General features: G+C 61.3%; 21 protein-coding genes, 2 tRNA genes and 2 pseudogenes. 11 read left to right on the plus strand and 14 right to left on the minus strand.

The genetic code is table 11. The annotated features are described in order from the left end of the window. A pseudogene (locus E4P82_RS11850) lies at positions 1–204 on the minus strand (transposase); the annotation flags it as partial. Between the two features lie 95 nt (positions 205–299). On the opposite strand from E4P82_RS11850, the gene E4P82_RS11855 reads away from it, so the two are divergent. After that, positions 300–611, plus strand: coding sequence for a tyrosine-type recombinase/integrase (locus E4P82_RS11855; protein WP_246327552.1), 312 nt, complete (start codon positions 300–302; stop codon positions 609–611). A gap of 87 nt (positions 612–698) precedes the next feature. Here E4P82_RS11855 and E4P82_RS11860 read toward each other — a convergent pair. Then, positions 699–775: transfer RNA gene (locus E4P82_RS11860), tRNA-Arg, on the minus strand. Between the two features lie 337 nt (positions 776–1112). Here E4P82_RS11860 and E4P82_RS11865 point away from each other — a divergent pair. Both E4P82_RS11865 and E4P82_RS11870 read left to right on the plus strand, forming a co-directional pair. Beyond that, positions 1113–1706 carry a c-type cytochrome gene (locus E4P82_RS11865; protein ID WP_169249090.1) on the plus strand — a complete coding sequence of 198 codons (594 nt, stop codon included), beginning with the start codon at positions 1113–1115 and terminating at the stop codon, positions 1704–1706. Between the two features lie 87 nt (positions 1707–1793). Continuing rightward, positions 1794–3617, plus strand: a complete 1824-nt coding sequence (locus E4P82_RS11870; protein ID WP_169249091.1) for an ABCB family ABC transporter ATP-binding protein/permease — start codon at positions 1794–1796, stop codon at positions 3615–3617. Between the two features lie 2 nt (positions 3618–3619). Here E4P82_RS11870 and E4P82_RS11875 read toward each other — a convergent pair whose 3' ends face one another. After that, entirely contained in the window at positions 3620–3868 is a 249-nt protein-coding gene (locus E4P82_RS11875) for a hypothetical protein (protein ID WP_169249092.1), read from the minus strand. 40 nt (positions 3869–3908) lie between these two features. After that, on the minus strand, positions 3909–4880 hold the full coding sequence (locus E4P82_RS11880; protein ID WP_169249093.1) for a type II secretion system F family protein: 972 nt from the start codon (positions 4878–4880) through the stop codon (positions 3909–3911). Positions 4881–5079: 199 nt separating this feature from the next. Between E4P82_RS11880 and E4P82_RS11885 the strand changes: the two genes are divergently transcribed. Continuing rightward, positions 5080–7083 (plus strand): VIT domain-containing protein, encoded by a 2004-nt coding sequence (locus E4P82_RS11885; protein ID WP_169249094.1) that lies wholly within the window; start codon positions 5080–5082, stop codon positions 7081–7083. Continuing rightward, a complete protein-coding gene (locus E4P82_RS11890) occupies positions 7070–7897 on the plus strand; it encodes a hypothetical protein (protein ID WP_169249095.1) in 828 nt (275 codons plus the stop codon). Before E4P82_RS11885 ends, E4P82_RS11890 begins: the two co-directional genes overlap by 14 nt. A gap of 262 nt (positions 7898–8159) precedes the next feature. Here E4P82_RS11890 and E4P82_RS11895 read toward each other — a convergent pair whose 3' ends face one another. The 6 genes from E4P82_RS11895 to E4P82_RS11915 all read right to left on the minus strand — a co-directional run bounded on the left by E4P82_RS11895 (position 8160) and on the right by E4P82_RS11915 (position 11072). After that, the gene (locus E4P82_RS11895) at positions 8160–8552 is read right to left on the minus strand and encodes a hypothetical protein (RefSeq protein ID WP_169249096.1); all 393 of its coding nucleotides are present in this window, start codon (positions 8550–8552) and stop codon (positions 8160–8162) included. A gap of 262 nt (positions 8553–8814) precedes the next feature. After that, a tRNA-Arg gene (locus tag E4P82_RS11900) sits at positions 8815–8891 on the minus strand. Positions 8892–8934: 43 nt separating this feature from the next. Beyond that, positions 8935–9621, minus strand: a complete 687-nt coding sequence (locus E4P82_RS11905) for an alpha-ketoglutarate-dependent dioxygenase AlkB family protein (protein ID WP_169249097.1) — start codon at positions 9619–9621, stop codon at positions 8935–8937. Next, a complete protein-coding gene (locus E4P82_RS22850) occupies positions 9618–9974 on the minus strand; it encodes an NRDE family protein (RefSeq protein WP_281383688.1) in 357 nt (118 codons plus the stop codon). Before E4P82_RS22850 ends, E4P82_RS11905 begins: the two co-directional genes overlap by 4 nt. After that, the gene (locus E4P82_RS22855; RefSeq protein ID WP_281383689.1) at positions 9925–10389 is read right to left on the minus strand and encodes an NRDE family protein; all 465 of its coding nucleotides are present in this window, start codon (positions 10387–10389) and stop codon (positions 9925–9927) included. Before E4P82_RS22855 ends, E4P82_RS22850 begins: the two co-directional genes overlap by 50 nt. Positions 10390–10421: 32 nt before the next feature. Further along, entirely contained in the window at positions 10422–11072 is a 651-nt protein-coding gene (locus E4P82_RS11915) for a response regulator transcription factor (RefSeq protein ID WP_169249098.1), read from the minus strand. Between the two features lie 304 nt (positions 11073–11376). Between E4P82_RS11915 and E4P82_RS11920 the strand changes: the two genes are divergently transcribed. Both E4P82_RS11920 and E4P82_RS11925 read left to right on the plus strand, forming a co-directional pair. Beyond that, complete coding sequence (locus tag E4P82_RS11920) at positions 11377–12174, plus strand: enoyl-CoA hydratase (RefSeq protein ID WP_169249099.1); 798 nt, start codon at positions 11377–11379, stop codon at positions 12172–12174. A 130-nt stretch (positions 12175–12304) separates the two neighbouring features. Further along, positions 12305–13917: pseudogene (locus tag E4P82_RS11925) on the plus strand (acyl-CoA synthetase). Between the two features lie 153 nt (positions 13918–14070). Here E4P82_RS11925 and E4P82_RS11930 read toward each other — a convergent pair. The 3 genes from E4P82_RS11930 to E4P82_RS11940 form a co-directional block, all read right to left on the minus strand. Beyond that, positions 14071–14283, minus strand: a complete 213-nt coding sequence (locus E4P82_RS11930; RefSeq protein ID WP_169249100.1) for a hypothetical protein — start codon at positions 14281–14283, stop codon at positions 14071–14073. A 97-nt stretch (positions 14284–14380) separates the two neighbouring features. Beyond that, complete coding sequence (locus E4P82_RS11935; protein ID WP_246327553.1) at positions 14381–15028, minus strand: DUF3047 domain-containing protein; 648 nt, start codon at positions 15026–15028, stop codon at positions 14381–14383. After that, complete coding sequence (locus E4P82_RS11940; protein WP_169249101.1) at positions 15025–16503, minus strand: hypothetical protein; 1479 nt, start codon at positions 16501–16503, stop codon at positions 15025–15027. The genes E4P82_RS11935 and E4P82_RS11940 overlap by 4 nt, the downstream gene beginning before the upstream one ends. Positions 16504–16911: 408 nt before the next feature. Here E4P82_RS11940 and E4P82_RS11945 point away from each other — a divergent pair, with 408 nt between their 5' ends. Both E4P82_RS11945 and E4P82_RS11950 read left to right on the plus strand, forming a co-directional pair. Next, positions 16912–17439, plus strand: coding sequence for a 6-pyruvoyl trahydropterin synthase family protein (locus tag E4P82_RS11945; RefSeq protein ID WP_169249102.1), 528 nt, complete (start codon positions 16912–16914; stop codon positions 17437–17439). A 14-nt stretch (positions 17440–17453) separates the two neighbouring features. Continuing rightward, positions 17454–18188, plus strand: a complete 735-nt coding sequence (locus tag E4P82_RS11950; RefSeq protein WP_169249103.1) for an SDR family NAD(P)-dependent oxidoreductase — start codon at positions 17454–17456, stop codon at positions 18186–18188. Between the two features lie 48 nt (positions 18189–18236). Here the strand turns inward: E4P82_RS11950 and E4P82_RS11955 are convergent, their stop codons facing one another. Next, positions 18237–18575 carry a DUF1475 family protein gene (locus E4P82_RS11955; protein ID WP_169249104.1) on the minus strand — a complete coding sequence of 113 codons (339 nt, stop codon included), beginning with the start codon at positions 18573–18575 and terminating at the stop codon, positions 18237–18239. Between E4P82_RS11955 and E4P82_RS11960 the strand changes: the two genes are divergently transcribed. Together E4P82_RS11960 and E4P82_RS11965 are read left to right on the plus strand one after the other, a co-directional pair. Further along, the gene (locus E4P82_RS11960) at positions 18574–18756 is read left to right on the plus strand and encodes a hypothetical protein (protein ID WP_169249105.1); all 183 of its coding nucleotides are present in this window, start codon (positions 18574–18576) and stop codon (positions 18754–18756) included. The two genes, E4P82_RS11955 and E4P82_RS11960, sit on opposite strands and share 2 nt — an antisense overlap. Next, complete coding sequence (locus tag E4P82_RS11965) at positions 18737–19771, plus strand: SAM-dependent methyltransferase (RefSeq protein ID WP_211203134.1); 1035 nt, start codon at positions 18737–18739, stop codon at positions 19769–19771. The genes E4P82_RS11960 and E4P82_RS11965 overlap by 20 nt, the downstream gene beginning before the upstream one ends. Positions 19772–19774: the final 3 nt, after the last annotated feature.

The following is a 19774-nucleotide window of genomic DNA, read 5'->3' on the forward strand; positions in this document are numbered from 1 at the left end:
ATCTTTAGGCAAATACCGCCATTGACAACCCGTCTTGTTCAGGTAAAAAATGGTCATTTATCACTTCGCGGAGATCGACTTTACGGGGCCGACCTTAGTCGTATAAGGATCGGCTTTTTTTAAAATCGGCTCCAAGATTTCCCATTCTTCATCTGTCAAATCACTGGGATACCTCTTACCAGGAATTTCTTTTGGCCAAGCCATGCAGCACCTCGAATAGAATCTCTGAAATTAAAATAATCGCCGGATTTTGGCTTATTTTATCAAAAATACTATAATAATATCAATGTGTTAGTTTTTTGTACAGCTTCTTAACTTCGACCAACTGCTGGCCTACCAAGGACTCTAGCGTTGAACAGCCCTGGATGGTGTTCGGCGGGGTGAAGGACGTGAAGCGCGGTTTTACCCATGCCTGCCAGATGGCCGGCATCGAGGATTTTCGGTTTCACGATCTACGGCACACCTTCGCGAGCTGGCTCATGCAAGCCGGCGCGGCATTGGTGGAAGTGCGGGATTTACTGGGGCACGCCAGCATCGAGATGACCGAACGCTATGCGCATCTGGCGCCCGAACGCTTGCGCGGGGCGGTGGCGAGGCTGGATTGGGCCTGAAATGTCCTGTCCTGTCCGCTCCTGTCCCTTCCTGTCCACTCCCAGGGCCGAAGGGCTTACAAAAACGAGGCTAAGTGCTTGAAAAGATGGCGCGCCCGGCGAGACTTGAACTCACGACCTTCGGCTCCGGAGGCCGACGCTCTATCCAACTGAGCTACGGGCGCGCGGGGGATGGAAGAGCGTTAAGATACCCCGATTGCGCGCTTCCGTCTAGTGCCGGCGACGGTTTGCGGTACTCGATCGACGCTTCGCAACGCTAGCGCTCTCCGCCTCTCCGTCAGCCAACGACAAAGTACCGGTTTCCAGGCAATTCCAAATAACATTATAATCGGCATGCTTAGCCGTGCCCGAACCACAAGATAACAAGCCCAAACCAAAACCTTCCCACCAACGGTGCTCCCGCGAAGACTCACACCTGACAACGGGTGACCGGTCGAATCGAGTCTGCCGCAACGTAGCCGGGGATGTGCAGGTTGACCATGCGTTCAATGAGGTGAGAGTGTGAACCCGCAAGTCGATAAATCCGTTGTCACCACGACCGTCACCCTGATTGCGGCATTAGTGTTGCTAGCAGTCGTGTTGTTCATGGCTGCTTCCCTCATCAGTGTGGTCGATAACATCGCCCCCGATGACGGTTCGCGAAAGCAATCTGCCGTGCTCGAACGCATCAAGCCGATCGCACGGGTCTCCTTCGAACAACCCAAACCGGTGGTTGCGGTACAGTTGTCCGCCAAGCAGGTCTACGACAAGGTCTGCGCGGCTTGCCATGCCACCGGCACGCTGGGTGCTCCCAAAGTCGGCGAAAAGGCACAGTGGGAACCCCGCTTTGCGCAGGGTCTCGATACGCTGGCAACTCATGCCACCAACGGCATCCGCGCCATGCCCGCCAAGGGTGGCGACCCCTCGCTGACCGAAGCCAATCTTAAGGACGCCATCGTTTATATGCTGGAAGAGACAGGGATCAAGGCCGGAGCTGCTCCCGCCGCCGCCGAAGCTGCTCCCGCCGCTGCTCCCGCCGCCGAAGCCGCGCCTGCCGCTGCTCCTTCGACAAGCCCCGCTTCAACATCCACCACCAAAACAGGCCCGGTACCCTAAGCCAAATAATCCGCCACGCTTCGGCATCATTCCGATGCAAGGGCCATCCTATTGGGATGGCCCTTAATTTTTTCAGACGAACCCGTCATGCGTCCCGATATCCGCTATACCGAATCCCCGCATCGCGAGCGTCACCGCGACTGGGCCAATCTTCGTGCCCTGTTGCCGTACCTCTGGGAGTATCGCGGTCGGGTGTTGGCGGCGCTCGGTTGTCTGATCTTGGCCAAGGTGGCCAATATCGGCGTGCCGCTGGTGCTCAAGCAGATCGTGGACAGTATCGACGGCAACCGCCAAGCCATGGTGGTGCTGCCGGTGACTCTCCTATTGGCTTATGGCGCGCTGAAGCTGGGCAATGCGCTGTTTAGCGAGCTGCGCGACGTGCTGTTCGCCCGGGTGCGTTACCGGGCCATGCGCCGATTGACCCTGCGGACTCTGGAGCATTTGCACAATTTGTCATTGCGGTTCCATCTGGAGCGCAAGACCGGCGCGATCAGCCGCGATCTGGAGCGGGGCGCGCGCAGCCTGAGTACCTTGCTGAATTATCTGGCCTTCAGCATCCTGCCGGTGGTGGTGGAATTCCTGCTGGCGGCGGCGTTGCTGCTGAGTGGCTATCCGCCGATTTTCACCCTGATCGTTTTTGGTAGCGTCGCCGCCTACGTCGCCTTCACCCTGGCGATCTCCAACTGGCGGATGGAGCATCGCCATCTCATGAATCGCCTGGAATCGCAAGCCGGCAACGAGGCGCTCGATAGTCTGATCAACTACGAAACGGTCAAGTATTTCGGCAACGAAAGTTGGGAACTGCGGCGCTGCGACTCGACCTTGGCGGGTTGGGAAAACAGCGCCGTCCTTAGTCAGACTTCAATGTCGGTACTCAATTTCGGGCAGGGCGCGATCATCGCCATTGGCGTCACCTTGATCCTGTTTGTCGCCGCCGGGCAGGTTGCCGCCGGGCGGATGACGCTAGGCGATCTGGTGCTGGTCAACGCCCTGCTGTTGCAACTGTTCATCCCGCTGAATTTTCTCGGCATCGTCTACCGGCAAATCAAGTACGCCCTGGCCGACATGGACGATCTGGTGCGCTTGTTCGAGCGCACGCCGGAAATCCGCGATGCCCCCGCCGCGATCAACTTGACCGTCACACGGGGCGAACTGCGGTTCGAGCAGGTGGATTTCAGCTATCAATCCGACCGACAGATTTTATTCGACGTGAGCTTTACCGTGCCGCCGGGTCACAAGCTGGCGGTGGTCGGCGCCAGCGGGGCCGGTAAATCCACGCTGGCGCGGTTGCTGTTCCGCTTTTACGACGTAACCAGCGGGCGCATCCTGATCGACGGTCAGGATATTCGTGACGTGACTCAGTACAGCGTGCGCGCGGCCATCGGCATCGTGCCGCAGGATACGGTGCTGTTCAACGATACGCTGTATTACAATCTGGCTTACGCCCGACCCGACGCCAGCCGCGAGGAGATCGCCGCCGCTGCCCGGATGGTGCAGTTGCACGACTTCATCGCCGCGCTGCCGGCTGGTTACGATACCGTGGTCGGCGAGCGCGGCCTGAAACTGTCGGGTGGCGAGAAGCAGCGGGTGGCGATCGCCCGGACCATCCTCAAACGACCGCGCATTTTGATCTTCGACGAAGCAACCTCGGCGCTGGACAGCAAATCCGAACGCGCGATCCTGCAAGCCTTGCGCGCGGTGGCCGCCGATCATACCACCCTGGTCATCGCCCACCGGCTGTCCACCATCGTCGATGCCGACCAGATTCTGGTGTTGGAGCACGGCCGGGTACGGGAGCAGGGCACACATCGAGACCTGCTGCAACAGGATGGGCTGTACGCCCAGATGTGGACCTTGCAGCAGCGGGAGCAGGAAACCCAGGAGGAGGAGCGGTTGCTGGGCCTGGTTTGAGTTTACTCGTCGTCCCAGCCATCCGTGCCGAAGGTCAACAACACGCGCTCCGTTTCGCTCAGCACCACCAGGGCGCCAGCCTGTTGGCGTTGCAGCCACACCAGACGTTCGTGATGTTCGCTGCGTTGCTCGTCATCGATTTCCACCGCTTCATGCAGAATCGCCGTCAGTTCCGCGACCGCTTCTTCCAGTTCCTCCAACTCGTCCAGCAACTCTCGTCGCCGGAGCCGTAAATCGTGGAATGTGGCCATCGCCTTCTCCCGGAAAAACCGCCTCAATCGTGAAACCGTTCTATAACGGTCTCGTCATTCCCGAAAAACCGCTCACGATTCCCATGATCATGAACCCCGCCACCGCCGCGTAAAGCAGTCGGGGCGCCCATTCCGCCAGCGTATCCCATTGCAGTTCCAGCCGGGCATCCCACTGGCGGAGTTGGTGACGAATGACGTCGTCCAACCGGCCCGCCGCCTCGCCGCTGGCGAACAAGGCCGTCGCGCCAGCATCGTCGACCACGCCGTAACGATGCAAGGTTTCGGCGATCCCTGACCGGTTGTCGGCCAGCGCCGCCGCCGCACCCGCGAATCGGGCGCGCAATAGCGGATCGGCGACGCTCTTGCCGGCCAATGGCAGCGCCTCCAAAATCGGCACGCCGGATTCCAGTAACAGCAGCAGGCTGAACAGCCCATCGCGTCGTTGCTGCCGGGCCAGCAATCCGCCGAGGATTGGGATGACTCGCAGCAACTTGGACCCCGTCGCGCTGGTTTCTTCACGGGCCAGTTGTTGGCGATAGGCGAACGCGAGAAAGCGTAGTCCGCTGAATAGCAACAGCGGCGGTGCGATGGCGCGCAACAGATAACCGCCCGCGCCGATGGTGCCTTGGAACAGCGCCGGAAAGGGTGCGACGAAGCTGGCCAGCGTCAGCATCAGGAAGGGGAACACCAGCCGCGACTTCAAGCGGCCAAACAACTGGGCGCGGCTGGCGTAATGTTCGCTCAGACGTTTGTAGAGGGATTCCAGCCGCCCACCCGTTGCCGCCGCGCGCACCAGCCGCGTTTCCCAGGGTAGCCACAGGCCGCTGTTTTGCCCCGCTTTCGCCAGATCCGTGCCCTTGGCGAGCGCGGCGGTTTGCGCCAAGGCTTGCCGTGCATCGGCGGGCAAATCGCGCCCAATCATGGCGAAGGCTTGCGCGGGCAAAATACCCGCATGTTCCATCGTCGCCAGTTGCGAGAACAGTTGGGAGCGTTGGCGGGAGGTGAGTAGCATGAGGATGGTCTGGGCGTAGCCTTACTGTTTTAGAGTGATTATTCGGTTTCAGGGATTCAGATATGGGATTTTTTAGTGATCTCCCAACTTTGTATTGTTGCCGTTTCGCATTCCACACTCAATCCACGCACCCGCCACATCAAGTCCCCACACCCGATCGCTAATCTGTCCGCACCTTCAGCCAATCAGAGATGTTGCCATGAAACGGGGACTGTTTTTCCTGCTGGCCTTTGTGCTGTTTTTATCCGCCACGTATGCCTTTGCCGAGGATGATTGCGGCGATTGCGACCGCAGCCTTGCGCCGCGTTTGTGGGTTCCGGATGGTGATCCGGCCATCGATCGGCTACCGCTGAAATCCAGCAAAGCCGACATCGTCATCGACGGACCCATCGCGCGGGTAACGGTGACACAGCGCTACGGCAACGCGGGCCAGCGGCCGATCAATGCGCGCTATGTGTTCCCTGGCTCGACCCGCGCGGCGGTGCAGGGCCTGACCATGAAGATCGGCCCGCGCACCATCCGGGCGAAGATCAAGGAGAAGGAAGAGGCGAAGAAGATCTTCGAAGCAGCGAAGCAGGAAGGCAAGCACGCTGCCCTGCTCGACCAGAAGCGCCCCAACGTGTTCATGATGGATGTCGCCAACATCATGCCGAGCGATGAGGTGGAGCTGACGCTGCAATACAGCGAACTGCTGGTGCCGGATCAGGGCGTGTACGAACTGGTGTACCCGACCGTGGTCGGCCCTCGGTACGGCGGCGATCCGGTGGCGTTGGCGCGGGATGCCGAGTGGGTGGCCAACCCTTATGTCAAAGACAAGGCCGATGGCGGCAACTCGGCACTCGTCGAAACCGGTATTCAGGTGCATCTTGCCAGCCCGATCCCGGTCAGCGACCTGCGTTCGGTACAGCACAAGATCGCCACGAACTGGCTCGACGACACGCGGGTCGAGGTCGGCCTCGACGCCTCTGAACGTGACGCCGGCAATCGCGACTTCATCCTGCGCTTCCGCCTGCAGGGTGAGCAGATCAACTCGGGCCTGATGACCTATGAGTGGAACGGTGAGCACTATTTCCTGATAATGGCCCAGCCGCCCAAGCGTGTCGCGGCCGAGCAGGTGATGAAGCGCGAGTACCTGTTTGTGGTGGACGTGTCCGGCTCGATGCATGGCTTTCCGCTCGACACCGCGCGTGAAGTGATGTTCGAATTGCTGAGCAAGCTGCGCCCGGAGGAAAGCTTCAACATCCTGTTCTTCTCCGGCGGTTCCACCGTGCTGTCACCATCGCCCTTGCCGGCCACGCCGGCCAATCTGCAACGCGCCATGGACATGATGAAGGCCTACGACGGTGGCGGCGGAACCGAGCTGGTGCCGGCCCTGAAAACGGCTTTCGGCATGCCGCGCACCCCGGATGCCGCGCGCAGCATCGCGGTGGTCACTGACGGCTATATCAGCGCCGAGCGCGAGGCCTACGACTTGATCCGGCGAAACCTGAACGCAACCAACCTGTTCGCCTTCGGCATCGGCTCGTCGGTGAACCGTTACCTGATCGAGAGCATGGCCCATGCTGGCGAGGGCGAACCCTTCGTCATCACCGGCTCGAACGAGGCGGCCGGTGTCGGCGAACGCTTCCGCCGCTATGTCGAAGCGCCGCTCATGAGCCGCATCAAGGCGCAGGGCAAAGGCGTGGAGCTGTATGACATGGAGCCGGCCGAGATTCCGGTGATGCTGGCCGAGCGGCCCATCGTGGTGTTCGGCAAGTACCGCCAGGCCCAGGCCGGCGCGGCGATTGAGCTGACCGGCGCCACTGCCCAGGATGATTACCGCGCAAGCCTGTCGCTCGCTGACGAAGGCCGCCGTAATCCAGCCGAACTGTTACCCATCCTGTGGGCGCGGCAACGGCTGATGCGTCTGTCCGACAGACAAGGTAACGATGCCGAACTGAACCGTGACGCCATCGTCGATCTCGGCCTGCGCTACTCGCTGCTGACCCAATACACCTCCTTCGTTGCGGTCGACGAAACCGTGGTTAACCATGACGCCGGTGCCACCGACGTGAAGCAGCCCCTACCGCTGCCCCAGGGTGTTTCGGAACTGGCATTGGCGCGACCGGTGCCGGAGCCGGAACTGGGTTGGCTGATGCTTCTGCTGATCGGTCTGTTCAGTGGCGAATGCTTGATCCGGAGGCGTGACCATGGCCGGCGCTGAAAGAGTAGCTCGGCCCGGCCGCGCCTTCGGCTGGCGCGCGTGGAGTCTGGTCTTGCTGCTGGCCCTGGCGTTCAAGGCCGGTTATTCAGCGGCGGCGGCGGAGCAATTGCAATGGTTACTCCGGCCGCTGGCCGGCCTGCTCAACGCCACCGGTTTGTTCAATTTCATGCCGGTGGCGGGCGGTGAATGGCTGGACGCTGGCCACGATCTGATCATCGTCAAAGCCTGCGCGGGCGGCAACTTCCTGATCGCCGCGTGGTTGGGCTGGCTGTGGCGCGGGCGCACGCGGCCCTTTGGACCGATGCTGGCGCTGGGCGCCTTCGCCGCTGCGTGGCTGACCACGCTGCTGGCCAACGCCGCGCGCATCGTCCTGATCGGCTATGGCCAGGACGACCTGGCGCAGCTCACGGGATTGTCCGATGCCGATAGCCACCGGCTGATCGGCATCGGCGTCTACTTCGGCGCCCTGCTGCTGCAACTGCAAGGAACGGGAACCACACTGGCCGCGCCGGCGATCTATCTGGGCGTCACCCTATTTGCGCCTCTGCTGAATGCCTGGCTAACCGGGCGAATCGGCATCGACATGACGCATGCGCTGTGGTTGGTCGGCGTGCCGCTGGCCACATTGCTGGCTGCATTGCTGTTCTCTCGGGTCAGTTCTGGCGGTTGGCGACTCAGCCGCGCGACCGAGACAGCGGGTCTACTTCGTCGGCGCCATCACGCATGCACAAAATCTGGCTCTAATGACATGGACGCGCCTACCGGTTGGGGCATCGCGGTACCAAACTGGGAAGGCGTTATTAACCCTGAATGAGGAGGGGCGTCCATGAAAGAGATTGCAGTGATCGGCCTTGATTGAGCCAAAGCTGTTTTCCAGGTCCACGGAGTGGATGCCGAGGGGAATACGGTTCTCAAGAAACGACTAACCAGGACTCGGCTGGTCCTGTTTTTCGCCCAGATGGAACCCTGCCTGGTGGCCATGGAGTCCTGTAGCGGTGCGCACCATTCGATCCACAGTACGGGTCTATCTGGCTAATCCACTTTACACATTACCCTGAACTGCGTAACTCCTATCTCTATGGACCCGCGAGCCGAAAATCAGTGTACTCGGCGTGGCTCCAGCGGATCGTGACCCGGAGCTGCGATTGATTGCCTGACATTCCGGAGACGACAAACCGACAAAGCAAGCTCACGTCGCCATCTTCGCCAAACAACTCCTTCTTACTTCCGTCTTCGCAAGCCAGTGGCTTGGCATCAAGCGTGGTTTTAATGCTCGCACGGGTGTCATCATGCCCGCCGGAGAACCGAGCGGTAAACTCGTACGATCGAGGTTCGGCGGTTTGCGGTATTGCGCAGAGCACTTCTTTCGAGTTGTAGGTCTCTGCCTCGACGGCGCAAGTTGGGTCAGACGGGGCGGCATAGCCGGTAAGAGGAAACAACAAGAATAGGTAGAGAACGACGTGGCGCATGGAACCTCCATTAGGGGCGCATCATGATGGTGCTGAGGTAGACATATTGGAGCCGAAGTGTGACAGCGGTTATCATCTGCGCCGTAATGGGCTCAAGTTGAGCGCCATGCCGCACGGAGCAGAGCCGCCGTCCGCATAGCCGCGCCTTGGATTTTCCACCAAGGTAGAAGATCAGCCCAGGAAAGCCCTTCTCGCTGTACTTACCATGCCCTTACAGCATATTGAAGCCAAGTAAGGCCATAATATAACTGATTGAATACATTGGTGCCCCGAACAGGATTCGAACCTGTGGCCTCACCCTTAGGAGGGGTGCGCTCTATCCATCTGAGCTATCGGGGCCAAATCGGAAGGGGGATCAGAAACAAGCGACCCGTGGCCGGGCTTATGAAGATGAGAGTTCAAGAATAGCCGATGGAGGCTTGTCCGAACAAGAGGATAGCTTCCCAGGACCGTGAATCCAGCGAAACGTTAGGTTGATTCGCGGCCCCACCGGTTGGCGAGTCTTGGGTACATGATGTCGCCAGCAGTGCTGAGTCGTCCCGCCCAACACCAGCATGTCGCCGTCCTCCAGCGACCACTCCAACCGCAGTCGCCGTTTCTTATGCTGCAACAGAAAACGGCGGGCGGCGCCCAGGCTGATCGAAGCGATCACCGGATTGCGACCCAGTTCCGGCTCGTCGTCGCTGTGCCAGCCCATGCTGTCCTGACCATCGCGATAAAGATTGAGCAGCACGCTGTTGAAGCGGGCCACCGCCAGCGCTTCCACGCGCTCCCGCATGTCCAGCAGTGTCGGGGTCCACGGCATCGGCTCCAACCGCAGGCCGGAATAGCGGTAAACGGCGTCGGGATCGCCATGCCAGGCGCTCAGCCGGGGCGAGTTAATCGAGCGGCCGTATAAAACGATCACCGGCTGTTGCCAGGCCGTCTCCCGATGCAGGGCCGCGAACAGACGGGCACTTTCCGCCGGCGCGAACGCCTGCCGGTACAGTACGCCTTCCCCGTCCTGGAAAACCAGTTGCTCGACGGTCAAGCCGGTCGCGACCGCCGGCGGTGGCCAGGCTTCGCTCATGCCGAACTCGCCACAACCGGCCAATCCAGCAGATATTCTCGCCGGCCACCGTCGAGCCAGGTCGTTTCCAGCATTCGCGCCTGTCCGCGATCGTCCGCCAACAGCAGGGTCGAGGAGCGAGTGCCGTAACCCGGCGCATCGATGAAGATCGACGACAACCAGCGCTCCCATTCCAGCGAGACGCCGGTGCGTGGCAGTTCGGGGTCGGGCGCGGCGCGCGGTCCATGAGCAGACTGAACAGATCGTTCGGCACTGGATCGATGCGACCCTCCAGTGCGCCGCGTAGCAGCGATACCCCCCGTTTCAGCTTGGGCCAGGGCGTGTCCAGCAGGTGATTGCTGAGACCGTACCATCCGGCGGCAGGAGTTGGGGTGCATCGGCACGATTGGAGTAGTAATACAAACCTGTGGCATCGCCCAGCAGCAGATTGAAACCGTTGTAGCGGCTGGCTTGCGACCGCAAGCGTTCGAGATACGCGGCCGCCGGCATCGAATCTTGCAGGTAGGCGCTGACTAGATGACCTCGCGACGGCGCGTTCGTCAACACCTGGCCGGGTTCGCGGTAGTTGGTGATGGCGGCAAATCGACCGGTTCGGGTAACGCCCATCCAGGTACCGCCTTCCTTGAGATCGCGTCCGGCCAATACTTGGGGCGTATCTTCCCAGAAGGCAAGGGGTGCGGTGGGACGGGCATGAAATTCGTCACGGTTGGCCGCGACCAGTAGTTCATGGCCGGGATGACAGCGGTAAGCAATCAGAATCAGACACATGGCGGTTTCAGGTGAACGCGCTGGGCCAGCGTTCAATCTTCCATATCGTAGATATTGAGGATGCCGATCGCCATCGCCATGCGGATCAACTGCGACAGCGTGTCGGCGCGCGTCTTCTGCATCACCTTGGCCCGATGCACTTCCACGGTCTTGCGACTCAGGTTCAACAGCTTGGCGATTTGCCGATTGGACAAGCCTCTCACAACCCACCGCAGCACGTCTTGTTCGCGTGGCGTCAGCGTGTCGAACCGGCGCATCAGCTCCTGCCGCCGTGCTCGGGCGCGTCGGCGCACCACATCCTCGGCCAGCGCATTATGGATGCAATCCAGTAACAACTGATCGTTGAACGGTTTTTCGATGAAATCCAGCGCGCCCTGTTTCATGGCGGCAACCGCCGTCGCCACATTGCCGTGCCCGGTAATGATGATGACCGGCACATCGATGCCGTGCTCGCGCAACTGCTGTTGAGGGCTGGGGTCGCCGCGTCTGGAAACCCGGATATCCAGCAGCAAGCACCCGGGCCGGTCAGGTTGGTAGACCGTCAGAAAGGTATCGATATCGGTGAAAGCCCGCGCCTGCAAGCCCACCGATTCCAGCAGGCATTGCAGCGAACTCCGCAAGGCGGGGTCGTCGTCGACGACATCGTCCACGATGTAGATGATCGGGGTTGTCGGCGCGTTCATGAGTCAGCGATTGGGGCCATGCCAGCTTGGCGCCGCCGGAGCCGGCAAGCCGTTGGCCAGTTCGAGCGGCGGCAACCATCGGGATGATGCTTCAAGTTACGGATCAAATCCGCGCTTTCCATCGTTATCGGCAAACTCGGAATCCAATAACCATTTGAAAAACAATAATACAAGTTTTCGCCAACATGGCGAATAAAAACTGCTTGGCTGGAATTTCGAGTATAAAAAGCAGGCGCACGTTCGTCGAGGCGGCGCGTTACAATTATTGACATCCGCAATAACCCCAACGCGAGGAGAATTCGCCATGAGCGCGTCCCACCACTCCGAAGAAATTTTCGTGCTGCGTCAGGACGAAGCCGGCGTTGCCACGCTGACGCTGAACCGCCCCAAGCAGTACAACGCCCTGTCACAAGCCATGCTGGGCGCGCTGCAGACGGCGCTGGATGCGGTCGCGGCCGATGACACCATTCGGGTCGTGGTCATCGCCGGGAGCGGCGCGGCGTTCTGCGCCGGCCACGATCTCAAGGAAATGCGTGCCCACAACGACCCGGCTTTCCACAGTGCGCTGTTCGCCCAATGCGGGCAGGTGATGTTGACCATCAATCGCTTGCCGCAACCGGTGATCGCGCGGGTACACGGCATTGCCACCGCCGCCGGCTGCCAACTGGTTGCGGCCTGCGATCTGGCGGTTGCGTCCGACAATGCCCGGTTTGCGGTCTCCGGCATCAACGTCGGATTATTCTGCTCCACACCCGGCGTGGCGTTGAGCCGCAACCTGGGTCGCAAGCAAGCGCTGGAAATGTTGTTGACGGGCGAGTTCATCGACGCGCCGACCGCCCAGCGTCAGGGCCTGATCAACCGGGTAACGCCGCTGGAGCAACTGGACGCGGAGATCTGGCGACTAGCCGACGCCATTTGCGGCAAGTCGTCGCTGGCGATTCGCATGGGCAAGGAATTGTTCTATCGGCAATTGGGACTACCCCTGGAAGAAGCCTACGCCTGCGCCAGCGAGGCCATGGCCTGCAACATGAACAGCGAAGACGCCCGCGAAGGCATCGACGCCTTCATCGCCAAGCGCAAACCGACGTGGAAAGGCTGCTAAGCCTCGTCAATACTTAACAACCACCTGTTTTTCCGTACTGCTCTCGCATTTCACGGATAAAACCACAATAAACGACCAAACCACCTTAGAGGAACCCGCCGTGAGCCTCAGCGCCCACAATATCTATGAAATGAGTCTTGATCAGAACCCGGCCAACTACGTTCCGTTGACTCCGTTGACCTTTATCGAACGGGCCGCTTCGGTTTACCCCCACTACACCGCCGTGGTGCATGGTCCCGTTCGGCGCGACTGGGCGGAAACCTACGCCCGGTGCCGGCGGTTGGCTTCGGCACTGCAAAAACGCGGCATCGGCCTTGGCCATACCGTTGCGGCGATGCTGCCCAACATCCCGGAAATGTTCGAGGCGCACTTTGGCGTCCCGATGTCCGGCGCGACGCTGAACACTCTGAATATCCGGTTGGATGCCGAAACCATTGCCTTCATGCTCGAACACGGCGAGGCGAAAATCCTGCTCACCGACCGCGAGTTCTCCGAGACCATCGGCAAGGCGCTGAAGCTGGTGCCGGTAGCTAAACGGCCACTGATCATCGACGTGGATGACCCGCGGTTCGTCGGCGGCGAGAAATTGGGCACGCTGGACTATGAGACCTTGCTGGCCGAAGGCGATCCCGAGTTTGCCTGGCAGCTTCCGGCTAACGAGTGCAGGCCATTACCCTGAACTACACTTCCGGCACCACCGGCAATCCCAAGGGAGTGGTTTATCACCATCGCGGCGCGTATCTGAACGCGGTCAGCAACGCCCTGGTATGGAACATGGGCCTGCATCCGGTCTATCTGTGGACCCTGCCGATGTTCCATTGCAACGGCTGGTGCTTCCCGTGGACCATCGCCGCCACGATCGGCACCAGTGTCTGCCTGCGCCAGGTACGCGCCGACCTGGTGTTCGATCTGATCAAACAGGAAAAGGTCAATCACTTCTGCGGTGCGCCGATCGTGCTGAATTTGCTCAAGAACGCCCCGGACGAAATGAAAGCGGGCATCGGTCACCCGGTCAAGGTGATGACCGCCGGCGCCGCGCCGCCCGCCGCCGTGATCGAAGGCATGCAACAGATGAATTTCGACGTCACCCATACCTACGGCCTGACCGAGACGTATGGGCCATCGGTGGTGTGCGCCTGGCATGGCGAATGGGACGAGTTGAGCCTGCCCGAGCGAGCGGCGCTGAAATCCCGCCAGGGGGTACGCTACCCGATGCTGGAAGGATTGATGGTGGCCGATCCTCAGACGCTGGAACCGGTGCCACAGGATGGCGAAACCATCGGCGAAATCTTCATGCGCGGCAATGTGGTGATGAAGGGTTATCTGAAGAACCCCGCCGCCAGCGAGGAAGCGTTCCGGGGCGGCTGGTTCCACAGCGGCGATCTGGCGGTCTGGCACGAGGACGGCTACATCGATATCAAGGACCGTTCCAAGGACATCATCATCTCCGGTGGCGAGAACATCTCTACCATCGAAGTCGAGGACGTGCTGTATCGGCATCCGGCGGTGATGGAAGTGGCGGTGGTGGCGCGACCCGACGAGAAGTGGGGTGAAACGCCCTGTGCGTTCGTAACCGTCAAGCCGGGCATGGAGCATGTGACCGAAGAGGAAATCATCGAGTTTTGCCGCAGCCAGTTGGCCCGGTTCAAGGTACCCAAGACCGTGGTGTTTGGACCGCTGCCCAAAACTTCAACCGGCAAGATGCAGAAATTCATCCTGCGCGAACAGGCTAAGCATCTCTAAGGCGGCGGTCCCGGTCGTGGTTCCGGGTCACCGCTTTCGCCGGCGGCGGTGACCCAGTCAGCACCTGGATAAAAGCCGTGATCGGCAATCGGCGATCGGCAGGTGTGGGCTCGCGGCTGATGCGGAAGGATCGCCGAATAGGATGGCTCGGAGTCAGGTCCGTGCCTGCCAAGCCAAATGGTTCAGATACGCCAAGCGGTCGGCCTCGTCCGGCAATACCTCACGGAGCGCGTCCATGAATGGCGGATCAGCTTCCTGATCATGCAGGAGCAATCGGGCTTGCGCCGCTCGCGGGACTCGGGTAATGCCGTTCGTCAAATCGCGAGGTTCTTCGAGGGAACGTTCGATAGAAGGGGGAGTATTCATGGCACGGGACTCCGATTTTCGGGAGGGCGATTCTGGGGAGCATAGCAAGGGGTCTTTTTTTCGCTCCACTACAGGAGCGGTTTTGTGACTTCTGAACCTACCGCGCCGTGAAAACGATATCCCCATACCAGGCCGTGGCGCTCTGACCGCTGTTGTCGGTATCGGTCATCAACGCGACAGCGTCGATGGCATCGATCTCCTCACCGAACAGTTGCTTGAAATCGGCGCGGATGTCGCGCTTCTCGCTAACCCAGCGGCCGGCATCCCGCATGCCCGAACGCAACGCCATCACCCGGGCGTTGCTGGTATAGGCATTGTTCCAGGTCGCGCCGACCGGCTGGCCGCTGGACCAGACATACACCAGCGAGCGCGTCTTCCAGAACGCCACCCCGCCGGATACCACCACGTACACGCGCGCCGGATAATCGTCGCCGGCCTTGCCGTGCTCGTCCACTCCCTCTAGCACCCGATCCACCCGCCACGACCAATTCAAAAAGGGTGTGTGCCGCAAATCCACCCGGATTTCCCGGTACAACCCGGAAGCCGTCCCTCGGCTGTCGGCGAACAGCGCCCGCCGGCCGCTCTTCCCATCAAAGGTGTAGCGGGTTTCACCCTGGAAGGATTTGGGTTGCCAACCGCTCAGATCATCAGCGGAAAATCGGCCGACCAACAATGTCTCATCCGTCGCGCTTGCCCCAGTGACCAACGCCAACAGCATTGCGCCCAACACGATCTTGCCTCTCATTGCCCTTCCTCCGCCGGCTCGAACAATCGGTCCAGCAAATCCGCATCGTCGAAATGACGTCGACCGACGAAAGCGATGGCGTGACGGCCTCGCTCGCGCATCGCCCCCGGCGACGGCACGCCCATCGGCCACAACAACCAACGCTCGGCCCGCTCGCTGCCCGCCACCAGCCCATCCGACCCAAACAGGCTATGGCGCTCACCGCCCACCACCGGAACGGCATACAGGGTTGCATAATCTCGCCACTCCAAGGCGAGTACCGTCCCCGGCCGGCTGGCGTAAACTCGCTGTAAGTAATGTGTATCGGCTGCCAGCCGGAGCACAATGCGCTCGCCCGCGCCGACCGTCGGAGCCGCGTGTGGCACTAGCGGCGGCTCGGCCCACTGGGCCGTTTCCGGTCGCAAGCGCAGGGCTGGGCCGGGAAAAAGCTGGTGATAACATCCGCAAGGGTGGATGCTGTCATACAGTAGCGGGTGACCGGCGCGATCCAGCGTCACCCGCCACAACAACCCGTCCAGTGGCCCACCGAGAAGATCGAACACGCCGCGCCTGGGTCGGGCGGCGAACCAGATCAGATAGTTCAATTGCAACAGCGGTTCGCCCCGCCAGTGGGCATACGAAACATAGCGATAAATCACCAGCTCGGCAGGATCGACCGTCGGTATCTCATCCGCCCGCCAGTATGGCTCGCCGGGTTGGTCGGCCTCACTGGCCGTATCGATCTCCCAAACTGGCGCATGGTTCGCGAACAGCGCCGCCAACTGTGCGGTATTCGGTTCGGGAATCCCCAGGGTATCGCGAGAGATCGTGGAGAAATCGACAACGGGCGGCGCAACCGGTGGCGGCCCGTAACGGCGAAGTTCCCCCCGAACCGGTAGCGTCGCCAGAGGCCGAGCAAAGGTCGCACGGGTTTCTTCCTGATAGCGGAACACGCCGTAATCGACCGGCAGCAGTGTCAACGGATAAAGGCCGAGCACCTGGTTCACGGTCCGATATTCGTCAGGGACCCGCGCCCGTGCTCGGATGAGCGCCAACCGCTCAGTATCGGCCGCATCCCAGCGCTGGAGCCGACCGGCACAGCCTTCCAGGGCGGAGGGCAGCCCGTCGGCGGGCGCGTACCGGCGCTGCAAATCCGCTTTCTGCTCCATCGGCAACGAATCCCACTCGACTCGCCGTGCTTCCCGATCCAACTCGCCAAGCCGAGTCAGCCAGATAGCGGTTTCCATCGGGTTCAACGGTTGGGTACGATAGCCAGCCAGAAACCGATCCACCCGCAGATAGGGAAACCCGGCAATCCGCGCGGGCGATGAAGGCGTCGTTCCCCATTCGGCCACCGCCGCATCCAGCGCGGCGTATAATGTCAGACAACGGTCGAGAGTGGGATCGGTCGGCGGCGACAAGAGCGGTTGGACGGTACATCCGGCCAGCGCCGTTGCCAGCAGCCATCCGGCTAGACCATATTTGCTTGTTCGCACTGCAATCCGCTCCCGCCGACACTTGCTATCCACACAGACTGTTCGGGCAGCCGCCCGTTCATCGACCCTTGGCTCAACCTATCGGCGGCGCGAACCGTCGGACACCGCCACCGGCTACACTTGTGAAACAAGCTCAACGAACGGGAGCCATTCGATCCCATTGATCCCGCCGGGCCTGGACCCTTACCCGCGACCGCCACCATGCTCGCCCCAGTCGCTCGCCGTACTGGCTGGGGCGCATCACGCCGGAAAAGAGGTTGGACGACGTATTCGCCTTCGCCGTTCGCGCCGGCCCAGCGGTCACGGTGTTCGACGTCATGCAAGAGCCGGCATACTGGGCAGACTGGAATCGCCGCTATCCCGGCTCGCCCTGACGGCGGAACCGATGGACCCAACTGGAGCAATAGTATGATCGGGCAGGATGGACAGCGGAGCTGGACGATCCATATCCGCAAGGACAACCTCAAATTTTCCGCGGCGCACATGACCGTGTTCCCGGACGGCCGCAAGGAAGGTCTGCACGGCCACAATTATCAGGTGGAACTGACGGTGGAGTTGCAAGACTCCCCGGCGCTGGCGCGCATGCTCAGCTACGAGGTCTTCAAAAAAGCGCTGCGAACCGTGTGTGACCAGTGGGATGAAAAGGTGCTGATTGCTGGCGGCAACCCCTGGCTGGAGCCCTTGCCCGCCGCCGAGGGCGAGTATGCCTGCCGGCTGTGCGGCAAGCGTTACGTGCTGCCCGCCGACGAAGTGGCGGTGCTGGACATGGGCAACGTAACCGCCGAGAATCTGGCCCGAGCGCTGTTCGAGCAATTCTGGGTCGAGTTGACCCGCGATTGTTCGGTGCCCTGGCGGGAACGGGTCGCCGCCGCCGGCCTGCGGATCGACGAATCGCGTGGCCAAGGAGCCACTTACTCGATCCGGTTCGGCCGCTGAAGCTGGAGATCGCCATGAGCGCCGCCACCGTTTCATTGTCCCTGCACAACCAGATCGCTTTCATCACCGGCGGCGGGCGCGGCATTGGCGCGGCGACGGCGCAAGCGCTGGCGCGCCGGGGCGCGCACGTCATCGTCGCCAGCCGCACCGAATCGGAACTGAGCGCCACGGTAGCCGAGATCCAAACCACTGGTCTGAGTGCCTCCGCCATCAAGCTGGATGTCGCCGACGAGACCGAGGTGGACGCTGCGTTCGTGGGTATCGCCGCCGCGTTCGGCCGGCTGGACATTCTGGTCAACGCCGCCGCCATCTTGCTCGGTGGTCCCTTCGCCGACATGGTCATGTCGGACTGGGATCAGGTCATGGCGGTCAATCTGCGCGGGGCGACGCTGTGCGCGCGGCGGGCGTTCCGGCTAATGGGCGAGCACGGCGGCTCCATCGTGAACGTCTCTTCGCTCGGCGGGGTGCCGGGTACCGAAAAGTTTCCCGGTTACGCCGCCTACACCGTCAGCAAGTTCGCCCTGACCGGTCTGACCGAGGCGCTGGCGGCGGAAGGCAAGGAGCGCAACATCCGGGTCAACGGCGTGGCGCCGGGCGCGGTGGACACCGCCATGCTACGCCGGGCCGCGCCGCATCTGCGCACCCGCACCGGTCCCGACGACGTGGCCAAGGTAGTCGCTTTCCTGTGCGATCCGAGCGAGTCCGGCTGCATGACCGGTGCAACGTTGGTGATCAACAGCAATCTGTAGCGCCTGCCGTGATTGCGACGATCGAGGCGGAGCCACCGTTGCTCATCATCATCGCCAATCGCTGGAACGAGGTGGCAGAAACAAATCGCGCAACTGTCGCGCCCGGCAAGTCCGCGAGAGCAGATAAACCAGCGTGACCACGTTGCCAAGCAGCAACAGCGCGACGATCCATGCCACCGCCCGTCGCGGGCTGGGCTCCACCAGCGCCAGCCAAACCGCGACAAACAGCAAGCCGACCCCCAGATCCAATAGCGTCACCACGCCCCACGGATCGGCGATGAGGTGGCGCAAGCCCGCCAATATGTTGCCGTGGCTGCTGGCGATCAGAATGGCGGCCACCAACAGGCCAAGCAGAATTCCACAGACGATAACGGTGGTACGTAGCATGGCGGCTCCAGGGACATTGCGGCAGGCGATTGTTCAACAAGACCACGCCGGCAGCGGGAAGTGCGTTTGTCCGCTATTCCCCACCGAACGACAGGCACTGACCAGCCAGGACGACGATGACCGTGCCTTCATCCCCTGGTTTCCCAAAAAGGAAAATCCTGATGCTGAACACCGCGATTGATCTGATGGAGCGGGGCCGTATTCCCGACTGGTTGACCCGGATCGGTATCCGCCGGCTGCTGGCCGAGCGCTTGCGCACTGGTAACGGCCACAACCCGCAAGCTCGCGACGTCGAACTGGCGCGGCTGATTCCGCAACCGCGCGACAGCCTTGTCGCTCCGCGCGCGGCGACGGTCAACCAGCAGCACCACGAACCACCGACCGGTTTTTTCCAACAGGTGCTGGGACCTCGACTGAAATACAGTGCTTGCTGGTGGCCCGAGGAAGTGAAGGATCTGGAAACCGCCGAGGCGGCGATGCTGGCCCTGAGCTGCGAGCGCGCCGAATTGGGCTTCGATCAGGACATCCTGGAGCTGGGCTGCGGCTGGGGCTCGCTGACCTTGTGGATGGCAGAGTTCTATCCCGACTCGCGGATTGTGGCGGTATCCAATTCCAACTCGCAGTGGGAGTTCATCGAGACTCGCTGCCGGGAACGCGGTTTCGATAACGTCCAGGTCGTCACCGCCGATATGAACGACTTCCACACTGATCGCCGTTTTGACCGAGTGGTAGCGGTGGAACAGTTCGAGCCCACGCGCAATGACCAGGAGTGGATGGCGCGGATTCACGGCTGGCTGAAGCCGGGTGGCAAGCTGTTCGCGCATATTTCCAGCCAGCGGTACTTGAGCGATCCATGCGAGAACGAAGGCATCGACCACTGGATGGAGCACTTCTTCACCGATGGGCTGACACCCTCACGCGATCTGTCACCGTCCTTGCGGGATGATCTGAAACTGGAAGCGCAATGGCATTTCGACGGCCATCACTACCAGCGCACCCTGAAAGCTTGGCTGGCTAACCAGGACCAGCGGCGAGCCGAGATTATGAAGCTGTTCCGGGAAAGCTACGGTCCCGAACAGGCGGAACGTTACTTTCAGCGTTGGCGGATGTTTTTCATGGTTCGCGCCGAGTTGTCCGGCTATCGCGGCGGCGAGGAATGGGGCGTGTCGCACTACCGCTTCGGCAAGCAGGGCTGATGC

Origin of the sequence: Candidatus Competibacter phosphatis, from assembly GCF_012939995.1 — a bacterium.
Classification (GTDB): Bacteria; Pseudomonadota; Gammaproteobacteria; order Competibacterales; family Competibacteraceae; genus Competibacter; species Competibacter phosphatis.